Source organism: Paraburkholderia suaedae (genome assembly GCF_040812055.1).
GTDB lineage: Bacteria > Pseudomonadota > Gammaproteobacteria > Burkholderiales > Burkholderiaceae > Paraburkholderia.
In genome coordinates, this window is record NZ_JBFOAH010000002.1 from 266,064 (window position 1) to 290,151 (window position 24,088).

At 62.9% G+C, this 24,088-nt stretch carries 25 protein-coding genes; 21 read left to right on the top strand and 4 right to left on the bottom strand.

From position 1 onward, the window contains the following. Positions 1 to 32 precede the first annotated feature (32 nt). The 21 genes from rpmF (at position 33) to nagZ (ending at position 19,453) form a co-directional block, all read left to right on the top strand. The gene (rpmF, locus tag ABQJ48_RS04625; RefSeq protein WP_006051932.1) at positions 33 to 212 is read left to right on the top strand and encodes a 50S ribosomal protein L32; all 180 of its coding nucleotides are present in this window, start codon (positions 33 to 35) and stop codon (positions 210 to 212) included. 172 nt (positions 213 to 384) lie between these two features. Then, the gene (gene plsX, locus ABQJ48_RS04630) at positions 385 to 1,491 is read left to right on the top strand and encodes a phosphate acyltransferase PlsX (RefSeq protein ID WP_367836279.1); all 1,107 of its coding nucleotides are present in this window, start codon (positions 385 to 387) and stop codon (positions 1,489 to 1,491) included. Next, positions 1,491 to 2,480: a beta-ketoacyl-ACP synthase III gene (locus ABQJ48_RS04635; RefSeq protein ID WP_367836280.1), complete on the top strand. Its 990-nt coding sequence runs from the start codon at positions 1,491 to 1,493 to the stop codon at positions 2,478 to 2,480. The genes plsX and ABQJ48_RS04635 overlap by 1 nt, the downstream gene beginning before the upstream one ends. Before the next feature lie 102 nt (positions 2,481 to 2,582). Next, on the top strand, positions 2,583 to 3,518 hold the full coding sequence (gene fabD / locus ABQJ48_RS04640) for an ACP S-malonyltransferase (RefSeq protein WP_367836282.1): 936 nt from the start codon (positions 2,583 to 2,585) through the stop codon (positions 3,516 to 3,518). Between the two features lie 101 nt (positions 3,519 to 3,619). After that, on the top strand, positions 3,620 to 4,366 hold the full coding sequence (gene fabG, locus ABQJ48_RS04645) for a 3-oxoacyl-ACP reductase FabG (RefSeq protein WP_367836283.1): 747 nt from the start codon (positions 3,620 to 3,622) through the stop codon (positions 4,364 to 4,366). Positions 4,367 to 4,519: 153 nt separating this feature from the next. Continuing rightward, positions 4,520 to 4,759 (top strand): acyl carrier protein, encoded by a 240-nt coding sequence (gene acpP, locus ABQJ48_RS04650; protein ID WP_004197638.1) that lies wholly within the window; start codon positions 4,520 to 4,522, stop codon positions 4,757 to 4,759. 220 nt (positions 4,760 to 4,979) lie between these two features. Beyond that, entirely contained in the window at positions 4,980 to 6,218 is a 1,239-nt protein-coding gene (gene fabF, locus ABQJ48_RS04655; protein WP_367836309.1) for a beta-ketoacyl-ACP synthase II, read from the top strand. A gap of 116 nt (positions 6,219 to 6,334) precedes the next feature. Then, the gene (locus ABQJ48_RS04660) at positions 6,335 to 6,718 is read left to right on the top strand and encodes a protein YgfX (RefSeq protein ID WP_367836310.1); all 384 of its coding nucleotides are present in this window, start codon (positions 6,335 to 6,337) and stop codon (positions 6,716 to 6,718) included. A gap of 101 nt (positions 6,719 to 6,819) precedes the next feature. Beyond that, positions 6,820 to 7,419, top strand: a complete 600-nt coding sequence (rpoE, locus tag ABQJ48_RS04665) for an RNA polymerase sigma factor RpoE (protein WP_006051939.1) — start codon at positions 6,820 to 6,822, stop codon at positions 7,417 to 7,419. A gap of 83 nt (positions 7,420 to 7,502) precedes the next feature. Next, complete coding sequence (locus tag ABQJ48_RS04670; RefSeq protein ID WP_367836311.1) at positions 7,503 to 8,132, top strand: sigma-E factor negative regulatory protein; 630 nt, start codon at positions 7,503 to 7,505, stop codon at positions 8,130 to 8,132. A gap of 4 nt (positions 8,133 to 8,136) precedes the next feature. After that, positions 8,137 to 9,180: a MucB/RseB C-terminal domain-containing protein gene (locus ABQJ48_RS04675; protein WP_367836533.1), complete on the top strand. Its 1,044-nt coding sequence runs from the start codon at positions 8,137 to 8,139 to the stop codon at positions 9,178 to 9,180. A gap of 35 nt (positions 9,181 to 9,215) precedes the next feature. Further along, positions 9,216 to 10,724: a DegQ family serine endoprotease gene (locus tag ABQJ48_RS04680; protein ID WP_367836312.1), complete on the top strand. Its 1,509-nt coding sequence runs from the start codon at positions 9,216 to 9,218 to the stop codon at positions 10,722 to 10,724. Continuing rightward, positions 10,721 to 10,990, top strand: coding sequence for a glutaredoxin family protein (locus ABQJ48_RS04685; protein WP_367836314.1), 270 nt, complete (start codon positions 10,721 to 10,723; stop codon positions 10,988 to 10,990). The genes ABQJ48_RS04680 and ABQJ48_RS04685 overlap by 4 nt, the downstream gene beginning before the upstream one ends. Positions 10,991 to 11,188: 198 nt before the next feature. Further along, positions 11,189 to 12,982, top strand: coding sequence for a translation elongation factor 4 (lepA, locus tag ABQJ48_RS04690; RefSeq protein WP_367836315.1), 1,794 nt, complete (start codon positions 11,189 to 11,191; stop codon positions 12,980 to 12,982). A gap of 18 nt (positions 12,983 to 13,000) precedes the next feature. Further along, complete coding sequence (lepB, locus tag ABQJ48_RS04695) at positions 13,001 to 13,894, top strand: signal peptidase I (protein WP_367836316.1); 894 nt, start codon at positions 13,001 to 13,003, stop codon at positions 13,892 to 13,894. A gap of 173 nt (positions 13,895 to 14,067) precedes the next feature. Next, positions 14,068 to 15,288, top strand: a complete 1,221-nt coding sequence (gene rnc, locus ABQJ48_RS04700; RefSeq protein WP_367836317.1) for a ribonuclease III — start codon at positions 14,068 to 14,070, stop codon at positions 15,286 to 15,288. A 55-nt stretch (positions 15,289 to 15,343) separates the two neighbouring features. After that, positions 15,344 to 16,243, top strand: coding sequence for a GTPase Era (era, locus tag ABQJ48_RS04705; RefSeq protein ID WP_367836318.1), 900 nt, complete (start codon positions 15,344 to 15,346; stop codon positions 16,241 to 16,243). After that, positions 16,230 to 17,126, top strand: a complete 897-nt coding sequence (recO, locus tag ABQJ48_RS04710) for a DNA repair protein RecO (RefSeq protein ID WP_367836319.1) — start codon at positions 16,230 to 16,232, stop codon at positions 17,124 to 17,126. The genes era and recO overlap by 14 nt, the downstream gene beginning before the upstream one ends. Next, positions 17,123 to 17,887 (top strand): pyridoxine 5'-phosphate synthase, encoded by a 765-nt coding sequence (gene pdxJ, locus ABQJ48_RS04715; RefSeq protein WP_367836321.1) that lies wholly within the window; start codon positions 17,123 to 17,125, stop codon positions 17,885 to 17,887. Before recO ends, pdxJ begins: the two co-directional genes overlap by 4 nt. Further along, entirely contained in the window at positions 17,887 to 18,354 is a 468-nt protein-coding gene (gene acpS / locus ABQJ48_RS04720) for a holo-ACP synthase (protein WP_367836322.1), read from the top strand. The genes pdxJ and acpS overlap by 1 nt, the downstream gene beginning before the upstream one ends. A gap of 70 nt (positions 18,355 to 18,424) precedes the next feature. Beyond that, positions 18,425 to 19,453, top strand: a complete 1,029-nt coding sequence (nagZ, locus tag ABQJ48_RS04725; protein ID WP_367836323.1) for a beta-N-acetylhexosaminidase — start codon at positions 18,425 to 18,427, stop codon at positions 19,451 to 19,453. Positions 19,454 to 19,565: 112 nt separating this feature from the next. On the opposite strand, the gene ABQJ48_RS04730 is transcribed toward nagZ, so the two are convergent. The 4 genes from ABQJ48_RS04730 to earP form a co-directional block, all read right to left on the bottom strand. After that, complete coding sequence (locus tag ABQJ48_RS04730) at positions 19,566 to 20,960, bottom strand: sigma-54-dependent transcriptional regulator (protein ID WP_367836324.1); 1,395 nt, start codon at positions 20,958 to 20,960, stop codon at positions 19,566 to 19,568. A 335-nt stretch (positions 20,961 to 21,295) separates the two neighbouring features. Continuing rightward, positions 21,296 to 21,502, bottom strand: coding sequence for a CsbD family protein (locus ABQJ48_RS04735; protein ID WP_367836325.1), 207 nt, complete (start codon positions 21,500 to 21,502; stop codon positions 21,296 to 21,298). 275 nt (positions 21,503 to 21,777) lie between these two features. Next, positions 21,778 to 22,335, bottom strand: coding sequence for an elongation factor P (efp, locus tag ABQJ48_RS04740; protein ID WP_367836327.1), 558 nt, complete (start codon positions 22,333 to 22,335; stop codon positions 21,778 to 21,780). 416 nt (positions 22,336 to 22,751) lie between these two features. Then, on the bottom strand, positions 22,752 to 23,939 hold the full coding sequence (earP, locus tag ABQJ48_RS04745; protein WP_367836328.1) for an elongation factor P maturation arginine rhamnosyltransferase EarP: 1,188 nt from the start codon (positions 23,937 to 23,939) through the stop codon (positions 22,752 to 22,754). Positions 23,940 to 24,088 lie beyond the last annotated feature (149 nt).

Consider the following 24,088-nt stretch of genomic DNA (forward strand, 5'->3'; position numbering starts at 1 on the left):
GTTAGAATTCGGAAAATTTTTAGGAGTTACTCATGGCAGTCCAACAAAACAAGAAGTCGCCGTCCAAGCGCGGCATGCACCGTTCGCACGATTTCCTGACGGCAGCGCCGTTGGCCGTGGAACCGAGCACGGGTGAAGTGCATCTGCGTCATCACGTTAGCCCGAACGGCTACTATCGCGGCAAGAAAGTCGTCAAGACGAAGAACGACTAATCGTTTCGCTGCGTTGCGCCGTTCGGCGTTTCGCGTGACGATCGGCTCGCTTGACATTTTCCCGGCTCGGCAAAAAGGCGGCATTCAACTGCCGCTTTTTTGTGTCGATCGCAGTTGGCGCTTTAGCGCTTACTGGTATCCCATGCAGGGCGCCTGAAATTCGTCGCACTCCATGACAGTAAAGCTCACGATAGATTGCATGGGAGGCGACCACGGCCCGTCCGTGACCGTTCCCGCTGCCGTCAACTTCGTCCGTTCGCATCCCGACGCACAGCTGTTGCTCGTCGGCATTGAGAGTGCGATTCGTGCGCATCTGAAGAAGTTGAGGGCTCAGGACCTGCCGGCGCTGACCGTCGTCCCCGCTACGGAGATCGTTGCGATGGACGATCCGGTCGAGGTCGCGCTGCGCAAGAAAAAAGATTCGTCGATGCGCGTGGCGTTGAACCGCGTCAAGGAAGGCGAGGCGCAAGCCTGCATTTCGGCCGGCAACACCGGCGCGCTGATGGCCGTCTCGCGATACGTGCTGAAGACGCTGTCGGGCATCGAGCGCCCGGCTATTGCGTCGGCGCTGCCCAATCCCAATGGCTATACGATGATGCTCGACCTGGGCGCCAACGTCGACTGCGAGCCGCAGCACCTGCTGCAGTTCGCGGAGATGGGGCACGCGCTCGTGTCCGCGCTGGAAGGTCGCGAGCGACCCACCATCGGGCTGCTGAACATCGGCGAAGAAGTCATCAAGGGCAATGACACCATCAAACGCGCCGGCGAACTGCTGCGCGCGAGTACACTGAATTTTCACGGCAACGTCGAAGGTAACGACATCTTCAAAGGCACGGTCGACGTGATCGTCTGCGACGGTTTCGTCGGCAATGTCGCGCTGAAGACGTCGGAAGGTCTAGCGCAGATGCTGTCCAACATCATCAAGGAAGAGTTTGGCCGATCATGGCTCACCAAGGTGATGGCGGTGCTCGCGTTGCCGGTATTGATGCGTTTCAAGAAGCGTGTCGATCATCGGCAGTACAACGGTGCCGCGCTGCTCGGCCTACGCGGACTGGTGATCAAGAGCCATGGTTCGGCGGACGCCTATGCGTTTGAGTGGGCTATCAAACGCGGGTATGATGCCGTCAAAAACGGCGTGCTGGAGCGCCTTGCGCGAGCAATGGAAGAGAACGCGGGTTCTCTGGAACAGGCGGCGCGCGACGCAAGCGGTGCGGGTCACGCAAGCCCGATCGCAGGCCAGCCGGCCGAGCCCTACGCTGCGCAATCCTCGAAGGCATAATGGCTCAATCGACAATTTATTCCCGCGTGCTCGGTACCGGCAGCTATCTGCCGCCTGGGCGCGTCACCAACCAGGATCTGGCCGAACGTCTGGCCACGCGAGGCGTCGAGACGAGCGACGAGTGGATCGTGGCGCGCACGGGCATTCACGCACGCCACTTTGCCGAGCCTGATGTCACGACGAGCGATCTCGCTTTAATCGCGGCGCAGCGCGCGATCGAAGCGGCGGATATCGACCCCCAATCCATCGATCTGATCATCGTCGCAACGTCCACGCCGGACTTCGTGTTTCCGAGCACCGCCTGCCTGTTGCAGAACAAACTCGGCATCAGGAACCATGGCGCCGCGTTCGACGTGCAGGCCGTCTGTTCTGGATTCGCCTACGCGGTCGCGACGGCGGACAGCTTCATTCGTAGCGGCCAGCATCGCACGGCGCTCGTGATCGGCGCGGAAACCTTCTCGCGCATTCTCGATTTCAACGACCGCACTACCTGCGTGCTGTTCGGCGACGGCGCCGGCGCGGTGATCCTGCAGGCGTCCGAAGAACCGGGCGTGCTCTCGAACGCATTGCACGCCGACGGTAGCCATTCGAATATTCTCTGCACGCCGGGCAACGTGAACGGCGGCGTGGTGGCCGGCAGCGCGTTTCTGCATATGGACGGGCAGGCGGTGTTCAAGCTCGCCGTCAACGTGCTCGAAAAAGTCGCGGTCGAGGCGCTCGAGAAAGCCAATCTGACTGCGCAGCAGATCGACTGGCTGATTCCGCATCAAGCCAACATCCGCATCATGCAAAGCACCTGCCGCAAGCTCGGCTTGCCGCAGGAGCGCATGGTCGTCACGGTGGGCGAGCACGGCAATACGTCGGCTGCGTCCATTCCGCTCGCATTCGACGTCGCCGTACGCGACGGCCGCATCAAGCGCGGCCAGAACGTGCTGATCGAAGGCGTCGGCGGCGGCTTCACGTGGGGCGCGTCCGTCATCCGTTACTGAGCGCCGTAAGCATCGAGCGGCGCTGCGCGCGTCGCCCGCGCGCTGGCGTGCTGCGGGCGACGCGCGCCACCCACATCTGACTAAATCGATTTTGGGGACGATATGAAATTTGCGTTCGTTTTTCCTGGACAGGGCTCGCAATCGGTCGGCATGCTCAACGCATTCTCCGATCACGCGATTGTGCGCGAGACGGTTCAGGAAGCGTCCGACGCGCTGAAGCAGGACCTCGGCAAGCTGATCGCCGAAGGCCCGCTCGAAGATCTGAATCTCACTACCAATACCCAGCCGGTCATGCTGAGCGCAGCCTATGCGATTTATCGCGCGTGGCTGCAGGCAGGCGGCCCGAAGCCGGCGATCGTCGCAGGCCATAGCCTTGGCGAATACACGGCGCTCGTCGCGGCGGGCTCGCTCGCATTTCGCGATGCGCTCCCGCTCGTGCGTTTTCGCGCGCAGGCAATGCAGACGGCGGTGCCGGTCGGTCAAGGCGCCATGGCCGCGATTCTCGGTCTTGACGACGAGACGGTATGCGCCGTTTGCGCAGAAGCGTCGGTGGCCGGTATCGTTGAAGCGGTGAATTTCAATGCGCCGGCGCAAGTCGTGATCGCGGGCCACAAGACCGCCGTCGACAAGGCTTGCGAGCTCGCCAAAGCGAAGGGCGCCAAGCGCGCATTGCCGCTGCCGGTCTCGGCGCCGTTCCACTCGTCGCTGCTCAAGCCGGCGTCGGATCAACTGCGCGAGTATCTGGCGAGCGTCGATGTGCAAGTGCCGGCGATTCCGGTCATCAACAACGTCGACGTCGCGGTGGTCGACGATCCGGCCAGCATCAAGGACGCGCTGGTGCGCCAGGCGGCCGGAGCGGTGCGCTGGGTCGAGAGCGTTCAGGCGATGGCCGCGCAAGGCGTCTCGCACGTGATCGAGTGCGGTCCTGGCAAGGTCCTTGCGGGTTTGACCAAGCGCATCGACGGCAAGCTGGTCGGCGCGTCCGTGTTCGATCCGGCGTCGCTCGAAGAAACGCTCAAGCTCGTGACGGCAGGCTGAAGCCAACGGGTACCGCCAGCGCCGGAAACGGGCGCTGAACGGTCGCCTCGCGCAACGGCATCAGCAATCAATCAGCCCCCCGAAGGGCATTCGGACCAAAGATGGAAAAGACTCTCGACAAGCAGATCGCAATCGTGACGGGCGCCTCGCGCGGCATCGGCCGCGCCATCGCGATGGAACTGGCGCGCCGGGGCGCGACAGTAATCGGCACCGCGACCAGCGAAAGCGGCGCTGCGGCGATCACTGAAGCGTTTAACGCAGCTGGCGTCAACGGTCGCGGCGCAGTGCTCGACGTGAACGATGCGGCCGCGGCGGACGCGCTGATCGACGGCACGGTAAAGGAATTCGGCGCGCTGCATGTGCTGGTGAACAATGCCGGCATTACGCAGGACCAGCTCGCCATGCGTATGAAGGACGACGATTGGGACGCGGTGATCGACACCAATTTGAGGTCGGTGTTTCGCTTGTCGCGCGCGGTTCTGCGTCCGATGATGAAGGCGCGCGGTGGCCGTATCATCAACATCACTTCTGTAGTGGGCTCTTCGGGCAATGCCGGCCAGACCAACTACGCGGCGGCCAAAGCAGGCGTCGCGGGCATGACGCGCGCGCTCGCGCGCGAGATCGGCAGCCGCGGCATCACGGTGAATTGCGTGGCGCCGGGCTTCATCGATACGGACATGACCAAGAGCTTGCCGCAAGAGCAGCAAACCGCACTGAAAACGCAGATTCCGCTGGGCCGTCTCGGCAGCCCGGAAGATGTCGCCCATGCCGTCGCATTCCTTGCGTCGCCGCAAGCGGGTTACATCACCGGCACCACCTTGCACGTGAACGGCGGAATGTACATGTAGTCACCAAAGTCGGTTACTATCCGCGCCTTGACGCGTTTGCAAAAGCGTAGGGCGCATGCCTTGACAGGAACCCGATGCGCTCCTTTTTTGCCGGGTCAAACCTGATAAAATGCGCGCACCCGTATTTTTGAACTTCTTTCCCTTGGAGGGGTAATGGACAATATCGAACAGCGCGTCAAGAAGATCGTCGCAGAACAACTGGGCGTTGCAGAAGCTGAAATCAAGAACGAAGCTTCGTTCGTCAACGACCTCGGCGCCGACTCGCTCGACACCGTTGAGCTCGTGATGGCCCTGGAAGACGAATTCGGCATGGAAATTCCGGATGAAGAAGCCGAGAAGATCACCACCGTTCAGCAAGCGATCGACTACGCTCGCGCTAACGTCAAGGCCTAAGGTCATTCGCGCCTGCATTGCTGCGTTGGCGGCGTATGACACTCTGTGGTGTCGGTTGTCGACGACGGCGGGGTTGGCGCTTTTTGCCGTGCGGGAGCAAGCCATGTTGACAGCGCAACTTTTCGCGCGATTGCCGACTTAACAGCCACAGGGGCACACAGGGCAGATTCCTGTCGCCGCTGTGGCTTTTGCTTTTGTCATCTATGAAAAAGGGGTTACCGTGAGCCGCCGTCGTGTTGTTGTTACAGGCCTGGGGCTGATTTCGCCTGTTGGCAATAATGTTGCCGACGGCTGGGCCAATCTGGTCGCCGGCAAGTCGGGTATTGCCAATATCACCAAGTTCGACGCATCGAACTTTTCGACTCGCTTCGCCGGCGAGGTGAAGGGCTTCAATATCGAGGACTACATCCCCGGTAAGGAAGCGCGCCATATGGACACGTTCATCCATTACGGCGTGGCTGCAGGCATCCAGGCGATGCAGGACAGCGGTCTCGAAGTCACCGACGAGAACTCCGAGCGTATCGGCGTCGTGGTCGGGTCGGGCATCGGCGGTTTGCCGATGATCGAAGTGACGCAAACCGAGTTGCTCAATCGCGGTCCGCGCCGCATCTCGCCGTTCTTCGTGCCGGCCTCGATCATCAACATGATCTCCGGTCATCTGTCGATCAAGTTTGGCATCAAGGGTCCGAACCTCGCGATCGTCACCGCCTGTACCACGGGTTTGCATTGCATCGGCGAGGCTTCGCGCCTGATCGAATACGGCGACGCCGACGTGATGATCGCCGGCGGTGCCGAATCGACGGTGTCGCCGCTGGGTATCGGTGGCTTTGCGGCGGCGCGTGCGCTGTCGCAACGCAATGACGATCCGGCCACCGCGAGCCGTCCGTGGGACAAGGATCGCGACGGTTTCGTGCTGGGCGAGGGCGCCGGTGTGATGGTGCTCGAAGAGTACGAGCATGCGAAGGCGCGCGGCGCGAAGATTTACGCGGAAGTCGGCGGCTACGGGATGAGCGGCGACGCCTATCACATGACCGCGCCGCTGGAAGATGGCGACGGCGCGCGCCGATGCATGCTGGCCGCGTTGAAGAACGCGGGCATCAATGGCGATCAGGTGAATTATCTGAATGCACACGGCACGTCCACGCCGCTCGGCGACCTGGCCGAAACGACCGGAATCAAGCGCGCTTTCGGCGATCACGCGAAAGACATGGTCGTGAACTCCACGAAGTCGATGACGGGTCACCTGTTGGGCGGCGCCGGCGGTCTGGAGTCGGTGTTCACGGCACTGGCTGTGCATCATCAGGTGTCGCCGCCGACGATCAACATCTTCAATCAGGATCCGGCCTGCGATCTCGATTACTGCGCGAACACCGCGCGGGAGATGAAGATCGACGTCGCGCTGAAGAATTCGTTCGGGTTCGGCGGCACGAACGGCACGCTGGTCTTCAAGCGCGTTTGATCGCCTGATAGCGGGTGACGCGCCACTCGATCACGCCGGCTTTGCCGGCGCTCCCCCTTCAGCCCGAAACGCCCGAAAGAGCGACGCAGCGAATTGCGCTGCGTCGCTCTTTCGTCATGCGTGCCGTATTGCTGATGTTCATGCTGACGGCCACCTTGGCCGCTTACAGCTGCTTCGCTTCGCACATGGGTGTGTGGCAGGCATTGCCGCCGACGTTCGCCGTCGGCGCGCTGCTGATGCTTGGCGCAAGAGCGCACGAGCGGGCGCAACCCGCGGCGCTGAGAATCGGGCAGGACGAGCTGTCGGTGTGGGGCCGGGCCGGCACCCTGGAGATGCAGGGACGTATCACCGGCTGCTCGCAATGGAGCGGCCGCCTGCTGGTTTTCACGCTCCAGCCGCAAGCCGGGCGTGCCCGTACCTTGCTGCTTACCGCCGACGCGCTTCCCGCAGCCGTTTTCCGGCAACTGTCGGTGCTGGGCCGACGCACCGCCGGCGCCTGACTGTAAAGACTGTAACCGCTATTACCGGCGTAACGTGCATCAATGTTGAGGACGCTACAATGGTGCCCCGTCATGCGCCCTATAGTTAACGGATTTATCAGGTGAGCGAAAAAGAAATTGACCAGGTGCTGGTCGAACGCGTCCAGAAGGGCGACAAGGCCGCGTTCGAGCTTCTGGTCTCCAAGTACCACCGCAAAATTCTCCGGCTGATCTCGCGCCTTGTGCGCGACCCCGCCGAGGTGGAAGATGTCGCGCAGGACGCCTTCATCAAGGCGTACCGGGCGTTGCCGCAATTTCGCGGGGAATCGGCGTTTTATACGTGGTTGTACCGGATTGCGGTCAATACGGCAAAGAACTACCTTGCCACGCAAGGCCGGCGCGCGCCGACCTCGACCGAAGCAGATGCTGAAGAAGCTGAAACTTTCTCCGATGCCGACCAACTAAGGGATATCAACACGCCTGAGTCGATGTTGATGAGCAAGCAGATCGCCGAGACGGTCAATGCTGCGATGGCGGTTTTGCCGGAAGAGTTGCGCACCGCCATTACTCTTCGTGAAATTGAAGGTTTGAGCTACGAGGAAATCGCTGAGATGATGGGTTGCCCGATCGGCACCGTCAGATCACGGATTTTCCGCGCTCGCGAAGCCATTGCGGCAAAATTGCGTCCGTTGCTTGACACACCTGAAGGCAAGCGCTGGTAAACGCCAGCCGGCCGACCGGGAGCACGGGTGCAATATCTGGATTAGTGGTGTCACTACGGGGTATTCGTAACATGGGGAGCATCATGGGGTCGGTCTCGATGCAATCGCAAGACGGGTCGCGCGGCGAGCGTCTGTCCGCCTTTGTCGACGGTGAGCTGTTCGGCGAAGAGCATCCGAATCTGGACAAATTTCTTTCTGGGCTGAACGGTGAAGATCGTGCGGCGTGGTCGCGCTATCACCTGATCGGCGACGCGTTGCGCTCCGACGACCTGGCAGTCAGTGCTGCAACCAGCAGCGCATTCATGTCCGGTTTCGCCGCACGATTGCAAAACGAGCCGCATATGCTGGCGCCCGCGGCAATCCCGCTTGCACGGCGCTTGCTCTCGCTGCGTCGGCGCGTCATGCCCGCTGTTGCCGTGGCTGCCGCGGCTGCCACGTTGACTTGGATCGTCGTGCCGCAACTGCAACACGTGCCTGGCGGCTCGGTCGCGCAGATGGCGTCGCTGCAGACGCGGGAGGATGCGGTGCAGCGGGTCGCAATGGCGTCGGTGCCGATGTCAACGGCCCAGCCGGTCGGGCAGGACGCGAACATCATCCGCGACGCAAGTCTCGATCAATATCTCGAAGCGCATCAGCAATTCGCGCAACAACCGGTCATGGCGAGCTCGATGCCGATGATCCGCGCCGCCTCAGTCTCTACGCAAGGCCAATAGTTTGATGCAGACTCTGCGGTTGAATAAAACGACTATCTGGGGGCGGCTGCCGGCATTTCTGTTCTGCGCAGCCGTATTGTTGTCCGCTACGCCGCGGGTCTTTTCACAAACCGCCGATCCGCTGGTCGCCCGTCACACGGCTGCGGATCTGCTCGATCGCATCCATCAGGCGGCCCAACAGCAGAACTACGAGGGCGCGTTCGTCTATCAGCGCGGTAACTTCGTGCAGACCTCCAGGATCGCTCACTACGCGACCCGTACGGACGGCGAGTTCGAACTTCTCGAAAGCCTCGACGGCAAGCCGCGCAAAATGCTGCGTCATAACGACGACCTCTACACGTTCGTGCCTGAGCGGCGTCTGCTGGTGGTCGAGAGGCGTCAGAACAAGGACGCGTTCCCGGCTCTGCTTGCCGTGAGCGGCGAACAGGTCCTGTCCGTCTATGAACCGAAACTGCTCGGCGAGGACCGCGTGGCGGGCGTCGACTGTCAGGTCATCGAGCTCGATCCGAAAGACGGCTACCGGTTTGCCTATAAGCTTTGGGCCGACAAGAAGACGGGCCTGTTGCTGCGCGCGCAGACGCTCGACCCGAGCGGCCAGGTGCTCGAACAGTTGTCGTTTTCGCAGATCCGCATCGGTGTGCCGGTCGACAAAGCCGGTATCGTCAACGGCATTCGTAATACGGCAGGATGGACCGTCGTGCGCCCGCCCGTCGAACCGGTCGACATGGCCGCGCAAGGCTGGCAGATCGCGCCGACGGTGCCCGGCTTTCACATGATTCGCCAACTGCGCCGGCCGATGGCCGCGCGCGACGCGGGTCAGCCGACCATTCCGGTGGACCAGGCGGTGTTCTCGGACGGCCTTGCGGCGATTTCGGTTTTCGTCGAGCCGGTCGAGAACAATACGCGCAAAGAGGGCTCGGGCAGCAGCGGCGCTACGCACGTGCTTGTGAAGCGGCGCGGCGACTTCTGGATTACCCTGCTGGGTGAAGTCCCTCAGAGCACATTACAGCAATTCGCGGCTGCCATAGAATACAAAGCTCCGAAGTAATCCTTCGAATCCTGAATCCCTTGGCTTGCTACGATATGACGACTCTCTCGGTGCGCAAATTCCTCGCGGCCGCGCTGGTAGCGGCGTGTTTGCCGCTCGCGCCGCATACGGCGTCGGCGGCTCCCGCCGCCAATCTGCCCGACTTCACTGACCTGGTCGACAAAGTCGGTCCGGCTGTCGTCAACATTCGCACCACCACGCGCGTGTCCAACAACGGTGCCCGCGGCGGCCTGCCACCGGGTATGGACGACGGCGACATGTCGGAATTTTTCCGCCGCTTCTTCGGCATTCCGTTGCCACAGTCTCCGCAGTCGCCCGGTTCGCCGCGCGGCGGCGACAACGGCGGCAACGGTGGCAGCCAGGATGCGCCCGATAGCAACGATGCTGAACAGAATAGCGGTGTCGGCTCGGGCTTCATCATCTCCGCAGATGGGTACGTGATGACGAACGCGCACGTCGTCGACGAGGCCGACACGATCTACGTCACGTTGACCGACAAGCGCGAATTCAAGGCGAAGCTGATTGGCGTGGACGATCGCACTGACGTCGCGGTCGTGAAGATCAGCGCCGCCAACCTTCCGACCATCACTATCGGCGATTCGAACAAGGTGCGCGTGGGCGAATGGGTGGTGGCGATCGGCTCGCCGTTCGGGCTCGAGAATACGGTGACGGCCGGCATCGTCAGCGCGAAGGGGCGCGACACCGGCGATTATCTGCCGTTCATTCAGACCGACGTCGCCGTCAATCCGGGCAACTCCGGCGGGCCGCTGATCAACATGCAGGGCGAGGTGATCGGCATCAACTCGCAGATCTACAGCCGCACCGGCGGCTTTATGGGCATCTCGTTCGCGATTCCGATCGACGAGGCCATGCGCGTGGCCGATCAACTGAAGAGCTCCGGCAAGGTGGTGCGCGGCCGTATCGCGGTGGCGATCGGCGAAGTCACCAAAGACGTCGCCGACTCGCTCGGACTGCCAAAGGCGCAAGGCGCGCTGGTGAGCAGCGTCGAACCGGGCGGTCCGGCCGACAAGGCCGGCGTGCAGCCGGGCGACATCATCCTCAAGTTCAACGGCCATCCGGTCGACACGGCGACCGACTTGCCACGCATGGTCGGCGACACCAAGCCCGGCACCCGGTCGACTATCACGGTCTGGCGCAAGGGGCAAACGCATGAATTGCCCGTCACGATCGCCGAGATGCAGCCGGACAAGACGACCAAGGCAGATCTGAAGAAGCCGCAGCCGCCGAAACAGCGCGCGACGAACGCGCTGGGCCTCGCCGTCAGCGACATCCCCGCCGATCAGTTGAAGGCGTTGAAGCTTCGCAACGGCGTGCAGGTGGATGCGGCGGACGGTCCGGCGGCGCGTGTGGGGCTGCAAAAGGGCGACATTATTCTGCGCGTGGGCGATGCGGACGTCTCGAGTGCAAAGCAGTTCGACGAACTGATCTCGCACCTCGACTCTTCGAAGATGGTTGCGCTGCTGGTTCGTCGCGGCGAGAACACGCAGTTCGTGCCGCTTCGCCCCCGTACCGTGCAGAAATGAAGAAGGTGGCGCCACTCACGCTGTTCGGGCGCGCGTGGTGCCACCTCTGTGAAGACATGCTTGCCGCGCTTGCGCCGTTGCTGGCGGAATTCGGCGCGCAGGTCGATGTAGTCGATATCGACGCGGACCCAGTGCTGGAAGCCCGTTACAACGAGCTGGTGCCCGTTCTGGTCTGCGACGGCGTCGAGTTATGCCACTATCACCTCGACCTGGCGCGGGTCCGTGCCGCGCTGGCCGCACGTTCCGAGGCCGCTTGCTTCGATTGACCGGAAGCTTGCCGCAGCGCGCCAGACGGGCGCTGTACCCACCGCATTTCACGCATTTCCAGAGCCGTCTTTTCTCCCGGCCTTCGCAAGATGCGCCGGGCGATAGCCTTTTCGGCTAAAATAGATAGGTTTTTCACCTACTTACAAGGCGTGCTCCGCTATTGTCCGAGCGCGCCTTTTTTGCTTGATCGGCACTGAATGGATCATATTCGTAATTTCTCGATCATTGCGCACATCGACCATGGCAAGTCGACGCTCGCCGATCGCATCATCCAGATCTGCGGCGGCCTGTCCGACCGCGAGATGGAAGCCCAGGTGCTCGACTCGATGGACCTCGAGCGCGAGCGCGGCATCACCATCAAGGCACAAACCGCCGCTCTGACGTATCGCGCCCGCGACGGGCAAATTTACAACCTCAACATGATCGACACGCCGGGCCACGTCGACTTCTCGTATGAAGTCAGCCGCTCGCTGTCCGCCTGTGAAGGCGCGCTGCTGGTCGTCGACGCGAGCCAGGGCGTGGAGGCGCAAACCGTCGCCAATTGCTATACGGCGATCGAACTCGGCGTCGACGTGATTCCTGTACTCAACAAGATCGATCTACCGGCGGCGAATCCCGAAAGCGCGATCGCCGAGATCGAAGACGTGATCGGCATCGACGCGACCGATGCAACGCGTTGTAGCGCGAAAACCGGCCTGGGCGTCGAGGACGTGCTCGAAGCGCTGATCGCGAAAGTGCCACCGCCCAAGGGCGATCAGGAAGCGCCGCTGCAGGCACTGATCATCGACTCGTGGTTCGACAACTACGTCGGCGTCGTGATGCTGGTGCGTATCGTCAACGGCACGCTACGCCCGAAGGACAAGATCCGCATGATGGCGACCGGCGCACAGTACCCGGTCGAGCACATCGGCGTATTCACGCCCAAGTCGAAAAATCTCGAATCGTTGTCGGCGGGGCAGGTGGGCTTCATCATCGCCGGTATCAAGGAGCTGGCCGCCGCCAAGGTGGGCGATACCGTCACGCTGGTGAACCGTCCGGCTGCCGAGCCGCTGCCCGGCTTCAAGGAAGTGAAGCCGCAGGTGTTCGCCGGTCTCTATCCGGTCGAAGCCAACCAGTACGACGCGCTGCGCGACTCGCTGGAAAAGCTCAAGCTGAACGACGCGTCGCTCCAATACGAGCCGGAGGTTTCGCAGGCGCTCGGCTTCGGGTTCCGTTGCGGGTTCCTTGGTTTGCTGCATATGGAGATCGTGCAGGAACGTCTCGAACGCGAGTTCGACATGGACCTGATCACCACCGCTCCCACCGTGGTCTATGAAGTGCTGCAGCGCGACGGCACCACCATCATGGTCGAGAATCCGGCCAAGATGCCGGAACCGTCCAAGATCGAAGAAGTGCGCGAGCCGATTGTCACCGTCAATCTCTACATGCCGCAAGACTACGTCGGCTCGGTGATCACGCTCTGTACGCAAAAGCGCGGCAATCAGATCAACATGCAGTACCACGGCCGCCAGGTGCAACTCACGTATGAAATCCCGATGGGCGAAGTGGTGCTCGACTTCTTCGATCGCCTGAAGTCGATTTCGCGCGGCTACGCGTCGATGGATTACGAGTTCAAGGAATATCGCGCCTCCGACGTGGTGAAGGTCGACATGTTGATCAACGGCGACAAGGTCGATGCGCTATCGGTCATCGTGCACCGTTCACAGAGCCAGTATCGCGGCCGCGAAGTGGCCGCGAAAATGCGCGAACTGATTCCGCGCCAGATGTACGACGTGGCGATTCAGGCCACCATCGGTTCGAACATCATTGCACGCGAGAACATTAAAGCGTTGCGTAAGAACGTGCTGGCAAAATGCTACGGCGGTGATATTTCCCGTAAGAAGAAACTGCTGGAAAAGCAAAAGGCAGGCAAGAAGCGAATGAAGCAGGTGGGCTCGGTCGAGATTCCGCAAGAGGCTTTCCTCGCGATTCTGCGTGTCGAAGACAAATAAGTTCAATAACGGAACGCTATGAATTTTGCGCTGATTCTTTTTGTGCTCGTCATTTTGACGGGCGTTGCATGGGTCGCGGACAAACTGGTTTTCCTGCCGAGAAGGCGCCGGGCGGCGCAAGCCGCAGTCGCCGAATTCGACCGTCAGCAGGAGCGCATCGGCGAGCGCTTTGCCGACGAAAACGCCGCGCAAACGCGCGCGCGTTTGCGCGACGACAAGCTGCGTCAACCGTGGTGGCTCGAGTATTCGGCGAGCTTCTTCCCGGTGATTCTGGTGGTGTTCGTGGTGCGCTCGTTCGTGGTCGAGCCGTTCAAGATTCCTTCGGGGTCGATGGTGCCCACGCTGCTGGTGGGCGACTTCATCCTCGTCAACAAATTCGAATACGGGATCCGTTTGCCGATCACCAATACGAAGATCACCGAAGGCCGCGCGCCGGCGCGTGGCGACGTGGTGGTATTCCGTTACCCGAAAGACGAGTCGGTGGACTACATCAAGCGCGTCATCGGCGTGCCTGGCGATGTGATCGCGTATCAGGACAAGAAGCTCAGCATCAACGGCAAGCCGGTGCCGGAAACGCCGCTGCCCGATTACCTCGACGAAGAACGCCTCGGCTACGCGAAGCAGTTCGAAGAAGATATCGACGGCCGCAAGAACGCGATTCTGAACAATCCGGCCGTGCCGCCGTTCATCGTAGGCGCAGAAGATTTTCCGTATCGGGACAACTGCACCTACAACGCGCGCGGCGTGATCTGCAAGGTGCCGCCGGGCAACTACTTCATGATGGGCGACAACCGCGACAACAGCGCGGATAGCCGCTATTGGGGTTTTGCGCCGGACAGGAATATCGTCGGCCGCGCCTTTTTCATCTGGATGAACTTCAGCGATCTCAAACGTATCGGCCCGTTCCACTGAGTTGGCTGGGTCGATTGCACGACGCGCCGCGCGGTTGACCGCTTTTCCGTCACATCAGTCGCGGCGGGCAGTCACGCTGCTTCAAGAACCCGCGGTAACGTCGCTTCACTCCGCTTTTTTCGCAGGCCGACCCGCGTTTTCGCCGGGTCCGGCGCCCGCGTTATACTCTGCCCATGCCCCTATCTCCGTTGGAAAGCCGTTTGCGCTACGAATTTCGCAATGCGGAATTGTTGCGCCAGGCTTTGACGCACCGTAGTCATAGCGCCACGCATAACGAACGGCTCGAGTTTCTCGGCGACTCGGTTCTCAATTGCGCGGTGGCTGCGCTTTTGTTCCAACGGTTCGGCAAGCTGGACGAGGGTGATCTGTCGCGCGTGCGGGCAAACCTGGTCAAGCAGCAGTCGTTGTATGAGATCGCCCAGGCCCTCAATATTTCTGAAGGCCTGCGGCTCGGTGAGGGCGAACTGCGCAGCGGCGGCTTCCGTCGCCCGTCCATCCTCGCTGACACGCTGGAAGCGGTACTGGGCGCCGTGTTTCTCGACGGCGGCTTCGACGCCGCTCAGACCGTGATCAAACGTCTGTACGTGCCGATTCTCGATCACATCGATCCGCGCACGCTCGGCAAGGACGCCAAGACACTGCTGCAGGAGTATCTGCAGGGGCACAAGATCGCACTGCCCACCTACACCGTCGTTGCTACTCATGGTGCGGCGCACAATCAGCAGTTCGAAGTGGAATGCACGGTCCCGAAGCTGGACGTGAAAGTGTCCGGTTCCGGCGCGAGCCGTCGCGCGGCGGAGCAGGCAGCCGCGAAGAAAGCGCTCGACGAAGTGATGGCCGCGGCCCCCGCGGTCGTCGGAAAGTCCAAGCGCTCGAAAGCCGCGCGTGCCGCGAAAAACGCGCAAGTGGAGATCGTGCCCGGGGTGACCGGCGTGCAGGCTGCGCTGGATTTGCGCAGCCCCGAGCGTAAGCACGAACGCAGTGCGGCACGTGGCGAGCCGCGTGCCGCTGCAGCGGCGGAACTTTCGCCAGAAAGGCCTGCCGCCGAACGTGCCGCGTCGGCCGTCGGTGGCTCGCCGCTCGCCGTGATTCGTGCCGCGCACGTCGAATATAGCGGGCAGGAGAAAGCCGAGCGAGCCGAGAAGGCGGAGAAATCCGCAGCGGACAAGCCGACCGTTCCCGCCAACGATAGATCCGCTGACAAAGCCACCACCGACAAACCGGCCGAAGCTAAAACCGAAGCCGCGCCGCTACGTTCCGCGGAACGGCAGCGCGCCCGCGAGGCCGCACCCGGAGCAGCCGTCGCCGCGCCGCCGGCCATCCCGGCAGCCACCGAACACGAACCCGGCGTAGTCGACGCGGTGCAAACCCGCGTCGCCGATGCGGGCCATTGATTGCCCTCGGTGCGCCATTTTCCGCGCGCCGCTCTGAACTTGCCGTAGCCCGAATATGAACGCTCCCACCCCCACTGGTTTCCGCTGCGGCATGGTCGCGATCGTCGGCCGCCCCAACGTCGGCAAATCCACGCTGATGAACGCGCTGGTCGGCCAGAAAGTCAGCATCACGTCCCGCAAGGCGCAGACCACGCGCCATCGCATCACCGGCATTCACACGCTGGAAGACGCACAGTACATTTTCGTCGACACGCCGGGCTTCCAGACCAAGCACAGCGGCGCGCTGAACCGTTCGCTCAATCGTGCGGTCACGTCCACGCTGACTTCCGTCGACGCAATCCTGTTCGTGATCGAGGCCGGCCGCTTCGGCGCCGACGACCAGAAAGTGCTCGACCTGATCCCGCCGTCGGTGCCGACGCTGCTGATCGCCAATAAGCTCGACCGCGTATCGGACAAGGACTCGCTGTTCCCGTTCATGCAGCAAGTCAGCGCGCTGCGCCAGTTCAATGAGATCGTGCCGTTGTCGGCCAAGCATCCTGACGACATCAAGCGTTTGATGGCGACCGTCAAGCCGTTCCTGCCGGAAGGCGCGCCGATTTACGGCGAAGACGATCTGACCGATCGCAGCGAGCGCTTTCTTGCGGCGGAAATACTGCGCGAAAAGGTGTTCCGCTGGACTGGCGACGAACTGCCCTACACGAGCACCGTGCTGATCGACAAGTTTGAAACTGAAGGACGCCTGCGCCGTATTTTCGCGACCATCATGGTCGAACGCGATACGCACAAAGCGATGATCATCGGCCAGAAGGGCGCCAAGCTCAAGCAGATCAGCACCGAAGCGCGCCTCGACATGGAAAAGCTGTTCGACGGACCCGTCTATCTGGAAACCTTCATCAAGGTGAAGAGCGGCTGGGCGGACAACGAAGCCGGACTTCGCGCGTATGGGTACGAATGACGCATGGATGACGCTGAATTCCGACGCCCCGCCGGACGAGCCCCAGCCGGCGGCGCCGGCGCGCCGCGCCAAAAAAACCTCCGGCAAAAATGCTGCAGGTGGCGCTGAGCGTGCCGAAGGCGAGCCGCGCAAAACGCCGGCGCGCCGCGCATCGCGCGCCGCCACATCCGAATACCGGATCGCGGAGCAACCCGCCTTCGTGCTGCATAGTTATCCGTATCGCGAGACCAGCCTGATCATCGACGTGCTGTCACGCGATCACGGCCGTCTCGCGCTCGTCGCGAAGGGCGCGAAACGGCCGCACTCCGCGTTGCGCGGCGTGTTGCAGACCTTCCAGCCGCTTGCGCTGTCGTGGTCGGGCAAGTCCGAAGTGCGCACGCTGACCGGCGCGGAATGGGTCGGCGGCATGCTGCCGCTGACCGGCGACGCGCTGCTGTGCGGCTTCTACGTCAATGAACTGCTGGTCAAGTTCTGCGCGCGCGAAGACCCGCATCCGCAACTGTTCCATCACTACGTCGTCACGATGACGCGTCTCGCCCACGACGAGCCGCCGGTGCAGGTGCTGCGTTCCTTCGAACGCGTGCTGCTGCGCGAAACCGGTTACGCGATGGCGCTCGACCGCACGGTCGCGCGCCAGGCGGTGCTGCCCGAAAGGCGCTATGTGTTCGATCCGGAGCGGGGCGTGCGTGAAGCATCCGACGACTGGCCGGCGCAATGGCCGGTAGTCGTGGGACAAACCTTGCTCGACATGGAACAGGACGATTACCATCGACCCCAGACCGTGACGCAGAGCAAAACGCTGATGCGCTTTCTGCTCAACACTTACCTTGGCGGCACGCCGCTCGCGACGCGCCAGATCCTGATCGACTTGCAGAACCTATGAGCTTCTTCCTTACGTCGCCGACCGTAATCGACCTGGGCGTGAACATCGATCACGTTGCTACGCTGCGCAACGCGCGCGGCACGTCCTACCCCGACCCCATCCGCGCAGCGCTGATGGCCGAAGAGGCCGGCGCCGACGCGATCACGCTGCATCTGCGCGAAGACCGACGCCATATCGTCGACGCCGATGTACACAAGCTGCGCCCTTTGCTGAAGACGCGCATGAACCTCGAATGCGCAGTCACCCAGGAGATGCTCGACATTGCCTGCCAGGTGCAGCCGCACGACGTTTGCCTCGTGCCGGAAAAGCGCCAGGAGCTCACCACCGAAGGCGGCCTCGACGTGGCCGGCAAGTTCGAAGCAGTGCGTGCTGCGTGCAAGCAGCTCGCCGAAGCGAACTCGCGCGTGTCGCTCTTCATCGATCCAGACGAGACGCAGATTCGCGCCGCGCACGAAGCCGGCGCGCCGGTGATCGAACTGCACACGGGCCGTTACGCGGAAGCTCACGATCCCGCCGAACAGCAGCGCGAATACGAACGCGTGGTAAGGGCCGTCGAATTCGGCATCACGCTCGGCATCAAGGTCAACGCGGGCCACGGCCTGCACTACACCAACGTGCAGCAGATCGCCGCGATCGACGGGATCGTCGAGCTGAACATCGGTCATGCGATTGTGGCGCACGCGATCTTCGCCGGCTGGGACAACGCGGTGCGCGAGATGAAGGCGATCATGGTCGCCGCACGTCTGGGCGCGCGCGCCTGATGCGGCCCGAGACGGCGGTCGCGCGCACGGCGATCTATGGCATCGGCACCGACATCGTCCAGGTCAGCCGCGTCGCCGCGGTGATGACGCGCACCGGCGGCCGCTTCGCGGAGAAGGTGCTCGGGCCCGACGAACTGCGCGTCTATCACGCGCGCCAGGCGCGCTCGGCGGCGCGAGGCCTCGCGTTCCTCGCCACGCGGTTCTCGGCGAAAGAAGCGTTTTCCAAAGCGATTGGTCTCGGCATGCACTGGCCGATGACCTGGCGAGCGTTGCAAACGCTCAACAAGCCGAGCGGCGAACCGATGGTGGTGGCATCCGGCGAACTGGCCGACTGGCTCGCCGCGCGCGGCATCACCGCGCGCGTGACGATCAGCGACGAGCGCGACTATGCGGTGTCCTTCGTCGTTGCGGAGACCACGCATGCGGGCGCGCCGGGCGTGCCGGATGCGTCGGCAGCAGCCGGATAAAAAATAGCTCGACCGCGGCACACCCCCGCCGCGTGCTCTTTTGCCCAACGCTCTTTTCCAGCGGAACTCGATGAAAACAACTCCCGGACCGGTGATGCTCGACGTAGTCGGCAAAACGCTGACTGACGACGACAAACGCCGCCTTGCCCATCCGATGACCGGCGGCGTGATCCTGTTCGCGCGCCACTATGAAAGCCGCGCGCAATTGACCGCGCTCACCGAATCGATCCGCGCGGTGCGCAAGCATCTGCTGATCGCCGTCGACCACGAAGGCGGCCGGGTGCAGCGCTTTCGCACCGACGGCTTCACCGTGCTGCCGGCGATGGGCAAGCTCGGCGCGCTCTGGGACAGCGATGTGCTGCATGCGACGAGGGTAACCACCGCGGTCGGCTATATCCTCGCGGCGGAACTGCGCGCATGCGGCATCGACATGAGTTTCACGCCGGTGCTCGATCTGAACTACGGACAATCGGAGGTGATCGGCGACCGCGCGTTCCATCGCGACCCGCGCGTGGTGACGCTGCTCGCGAAGAGTCTGAATCACGGCCTGGTGCTGGCCGGCATGAGCAATTGCGGCAAGCACTTCCCGGGGCACGGCTTCGCGCACGCGGACTCGCACATCGCGATGCCCGTCGACGACCGTCCGCTCGAGCAGATCCTGCGTGACGACGTCGCGCCATACGACTGGCTGGGCTTGTCGCTCGGCTCGGTGATTCCCGCGCACGTCGTCTACCCGCAAGTGGATTCGAAGCCGGCGGGTTTCTCGCGGATCTGGCTGCAGGACATCCTGCGCAAGAAGCTGCGTTTCGAAGGCGCGATTTTCAGCGACGATCTGTCCATGGAAGCCGCACGTCAGGGAGGCACGCTGACCGAGGGCGCCACTGCCGCGCTGCAGGCCGGTTGCGACATGGTGCTGATCTGCAATCAGCCGGAAGAGGCGGAGAAGGTGCTGGATGCGCTACGCTTCACGCCGTCGAAGGAGTCGCGCCGGCGCATCAAACGCATGCGCCCGCGTGGCAAGGCGCTGACATGGAGCAAGCTGGTCGCCGACCCCCGTTACCTGGACGCGCAGACCTTGCTGCGCAATGCGTTCGCATAGGGCGCCGAAGTCCGGCAGTCTTTGCGAGCGGGTAGAACAAAAAACAGGCGCCTCGATACGATCGAGGCGCCTGTTTTTTTGCCGGGTTCGTTTCCGAGCCGATCGACCAGGCTCAATTCAACCGCATGCGTTGCAACTTGTTGTACAGCGTCTTCGGGCTGATCCCCAGTAGCGACGCCGCCCGGTGACGTGTGCCGCCAACCGCGTCGAGCGTAGCGCGAATCAGCATCTCCTCGACGTCCGCGAGCGGCGTGCCGACGGTAACCTGCACGCGGCTGCCGTTCAGATCGCGGCCGTTGGCCGACGCCGACTCGTCGGCGCGCAGCGACTCCAGCACGTCGCCCGACGCGCGATACGCGCGCCGCACGCGGTCCTGCAACTCGCGCACGTTCCCGGGCCATTCATACGCCAGGCACTCACGCAGGAAGTTCGGTCCGATCTGCTTGGCAACCTCGGACGTGCCGCGCGCGGCCGCCTCGCGCGTCAACTGGTGATTCAATTCGTCGACCAGGGCTTGCGCAATCAGCGCCGGATCGTCGCCGCGTTCGCGCAACGGCGGCAGCGTCACCGCGGCCGCTTCGAGACGCAAGGCGAGGTCCTGGCTCAGTGTGCCGTCGGCTACCGCCGCGCGCGCGGACTTGCGGGTCGACGCGATGAGCCGGAAGTCCGTACCCACCTGCCTCGTGCCGCCGACCCGCATGAAGGTCTGCGAGTCGAGTGCACGCAACAGCGCTTCCTGCTGGGCGCGCGGCAAGTCGGCGATTTCGTCGATGAAAAGCGTGCCGCCGCTCGCCTCCTCGAACAGACCCGGCTCGCGCTGCTCGGCGCCGCCGAACGCGCCGCGTTCGTGACCGAACAGCAAGCTGTCCAGCGAACGATGCGCGCCGACGCTGCCCGCGCCACGGCAATCGAACCTGACGAACGGGCCTTTGCGGCGCCGGCTCATATCGTGCAGCGTGCGCGCCGCGATCTGCTTGCCGGTGCCGGGTTCGCCGCAAATCAGCACGGCTGCTTCGGTCGGCGCGATGCGTTCGATGGTGTCGTACACATGCTGGATCGCGCCGCTGCGCCCGAGCATCGAGCCAAAGCGTCCGAGTTGCCGCAGCGACGCACGCAGCGTCTGCACTTCCTCGGTCAGTTCGTAGGGACGCGGAATGCGCGCAAGCAGACTGCGCAAGCGCGGGATGTTGACCGGCTTGAGCAGGTAGTCCCAAATGCCATGCCGCAAACCCTCGATGGCGCTCTCCACCGTTGCGTTGCCGGTCATGACGATCACGGGCAAGGCGCCGCCTGGTGGATGCGCGGGAAGATGCTGCAACAGGTCGAGCCCGCTGCCGTCCGGCAGATTCAGGTCGACCAGCACGACATCCGGGATGAACCGGGTCAGCGCCGCCCGGGCCTCGGCGATCGTCGTCGCGGTGTCGACAGAGAAGCCGTCGGCGGCGAGGATGGCCGACAGGCCCGAGAGGCTGTTGGGATCGTCTTCAACAATCAGGGCGTGTGGCATGGCGAGCGCAGTTTTAAGTGGATGGGTACCCGTTGCACCCCGTGGCTAGTGCTTCGGCTGGCGTTCTAAACGGAACGATGGCTGGCCGGTACGATCGCCCGGGTGCCGCCGCACTAGCTCGGCGCATGCCATCGGGATGCAGCAGCCGCCGCGTGGTTGGCAGCGGGGTAGCGCCCGGCCAAACGGAGGCCGGGTGCGGCGGACGGCGATTCGATTCACGTCGTGTCGGTCCTTTGTATTGCCTCGCCGCGTCCGCTGGCCGCCGTCCGTTCAAGACGACCCGTTACGGCCACGAAGCGCGGGCGAAAGGCGTTGTAGTTCTTGCATCCGGGCGGTCAGAAGTCGCGGTTGCTGTCGAAAAACCGGCGCACCTCCAGTTCCGCCTCGTCGCGGGTTTTGCCATAGCGTTCCTGGATAAGCCCGGCAAGTTTGTCGGCGCGTCCCTCGGCCTTCGTGAGTTCGTCGTCCGTCAATTCTCCCCATGCGGTTTTTGCCTTGCCGATCATCTGCTTCCACTTGCCTTCAGCAATATCGTTGTTCATGGCGCGTCTCCCAGTTCTGGCCATCAAGTCTGCTGGCGTATTTGGGAGACGAGCATGAACTGTGCCAACGAATCCTGCCCGACTTCATCCATGGTTTATACACGGCGAAATGAGAACACCGCGGGGCGAACTGGCAATTTCGGGAATGTGCCGGTAAAGTTTTCCTCCAACATACACTTTCGCTGCAAAAAGAAAAAGCGCCCCAGCGGGCGCTTTTTGCGATTTTTCCACATGGCCGACGCTGCGTCGGCCGAGCGGGTGCAGCGTGCGGTGCTTTAGGCGCGGCTGCGATACTCGTGGGTACGGGTATCGATTTCGATCTTGTCGCCGATGTTGCAGAAAAGCGGCACCTGCAGTTCGAAGCCGGTGGTCAGCTTGGCGTTCTTCAACACCTTGCCCGACGACGTATCGCCCTTGACAGCCGGTTCCGTGTAGATGATCTCGCGCACCAGCGTGGTCGGCAGCTCGACCGAGATCGCCTTCTCGTTGTAGAACACGACTTCGCAAGCCATGCCGTCTTCGAGGTAGTGAAGGGCGTCGCCCATCATCTCGCTTTCGACTTCGAACTGGTTGTAGTCGGCGTCCATGAACACGTACATCGGGTCGGCGAAGTACGAGTACGTCACTTCCTTGCGCTCGAGCACGACGACGTCGAATTTGTCGTCTGCCTTGTACACGTTTTCCATGCCTGCGCCGGTCAGCAGGTTCTTGAACTTCATTTTGACGACGGCGGAGTTGCGGCCCGATTTGTTGTATTCGGCCTTTTGCACGACCATTGCGTCTGCGCCGATCATCACGACGTTGCCGGTGCGGAGTTCCTGTGCGGTCTTCATAAAACTGTCCTGTACGAAATGAGTAGCTTCAACTTTTGCTCAACGGCAAACGGCGCAAGCGGCTTGGGCACCCCGCTCATTGCGCGCCGCACCGCTGGGCAGCGGCATCGGGGCCTGGATGCGAGAAGCGCGGTGGGCTTGCCGCGGGGGGCGGTAACAGGCCGCATTGCGCCGCTGCCCGAGTTCCGCCATTCCCACGATCCGTTACCTGCTTTTTACCCTTTGCGGGCGTGTACACGAGTAGCGCCGAGCCACACCATACGTCCCTTTTTTGACATTTGCACCTGTCACCGGGAGGTGGTGGCACATCATGCGTTTTTCGATGCCGGATTGGTCAGGTGGCCGACCAGCCGGATTGACCGGGTTCGTTGCTGCGATTCGGACCGCGCTTGCGTCGTCGGCCGTGGGATAACCGCTTATTTTAGCTGAGTTTTTGCGAACAAGGCCAGATTTCCCGCGAGGTCGCCGACCTGGGCAAGCTCGCCGGCCCATTCGGCTGCGCGTTGCTGGAGCGCCGGATAGTGACGGCGGAAGTCGGCCCAGTCCGGCTTGCCCGCGCCGTTCCACGCATGCCAGAAGCGCGCGAGCGCTCCGCGCGCGTCTGCGGGCAGGGTGCGGGCGTAGTGGGCGAGCGCGGCGTCGAGTTTTGGCAGATGGGCGTCGTCGGCTTGCGGGTAGATATGCCAGACGAATGGCCTGGCAGCCCATTGCGCACGCACGAACGAATCTTCGCCGCGTACGAAATTGATGTCGCTCGTCCACAGCAGCGCGTCGTAGCCAGTTTGCGCGGTGAACGCAAGCGCATGCGCGCTCAGGTTGCCGCGTGCCGCGTGCATCCCCGCGTTGAACGACCGAAGGCCGAAAAAGCGCGCGACTGCGCCGGAAATGCGGCCTTCTGGCACAAGCAGCACGACCAGCCCGGCGCTGTCGCGCCATTGTTCGAGCAGGCTGTCGACGGCGGGGTTTTCGTAGGAGAACAGCGAAACGACGGTTGCATGCGCGGGCGGCGGCGCGTGCCCGGTGGCTTGCTGCCACCACGCGTTGCGCGCCGCAGGCGACGCGTCGAACGCCGCACGCGCGGCATCCAGATGTCGCTCCTTCAGTACGCCACCCGTGCCGGGGCCGAGCCCCGGGAAAAAGAACGTCTTGGACAGCGCATAGCGTGGATGAGGCGATGGACGCAGATGGAAATCCGCGACCCAGTCTTCCGCACTCAGATATTCGAGATTGAGCCAGACCGGCGCGCGTTCGCGCTCCGCCATTGCGGCGACGTAGATCGGCGGCAGTTCGCAGCCGAACGCCTCGATCACGACGTCGGCCACCTGCAGCGTGTCGCCGGCATGGGCGGGCTCGCGCCAGTGTTCGACGACAATTCCGCCGACCGTCTGGCGCGCGAGGTCCAGCACGAGCGACGGGCACAGCTTCTGGAACGCATGCAGATCGTCGACCAGCACGCGCACCTGCCAGCCGTGTTCGCTCGCGAGTTGGCGCGCGAGGCGCCAGCACACGCCGATGTCGCCGAAATTGTCGATCACCGCGCAGAAGATGTCGCAGGCAATGGCGACGGCGGCGGGGTGCTCGGTGCGAAGCGGAACGGAGGACATGGCGACCTGGCTGGCGGTGTCGAACGGTTGGCGCTTGCGCGGCGGTAGACGACCCAGCGGTGCCGGGGCGCTTGCAGCGCCGCCACCCCCGCGCGCAGCGAAAGCGTTGCCGGGTTCAGCGCAGAGCAGGGTTCGAACCCACGCGGAAT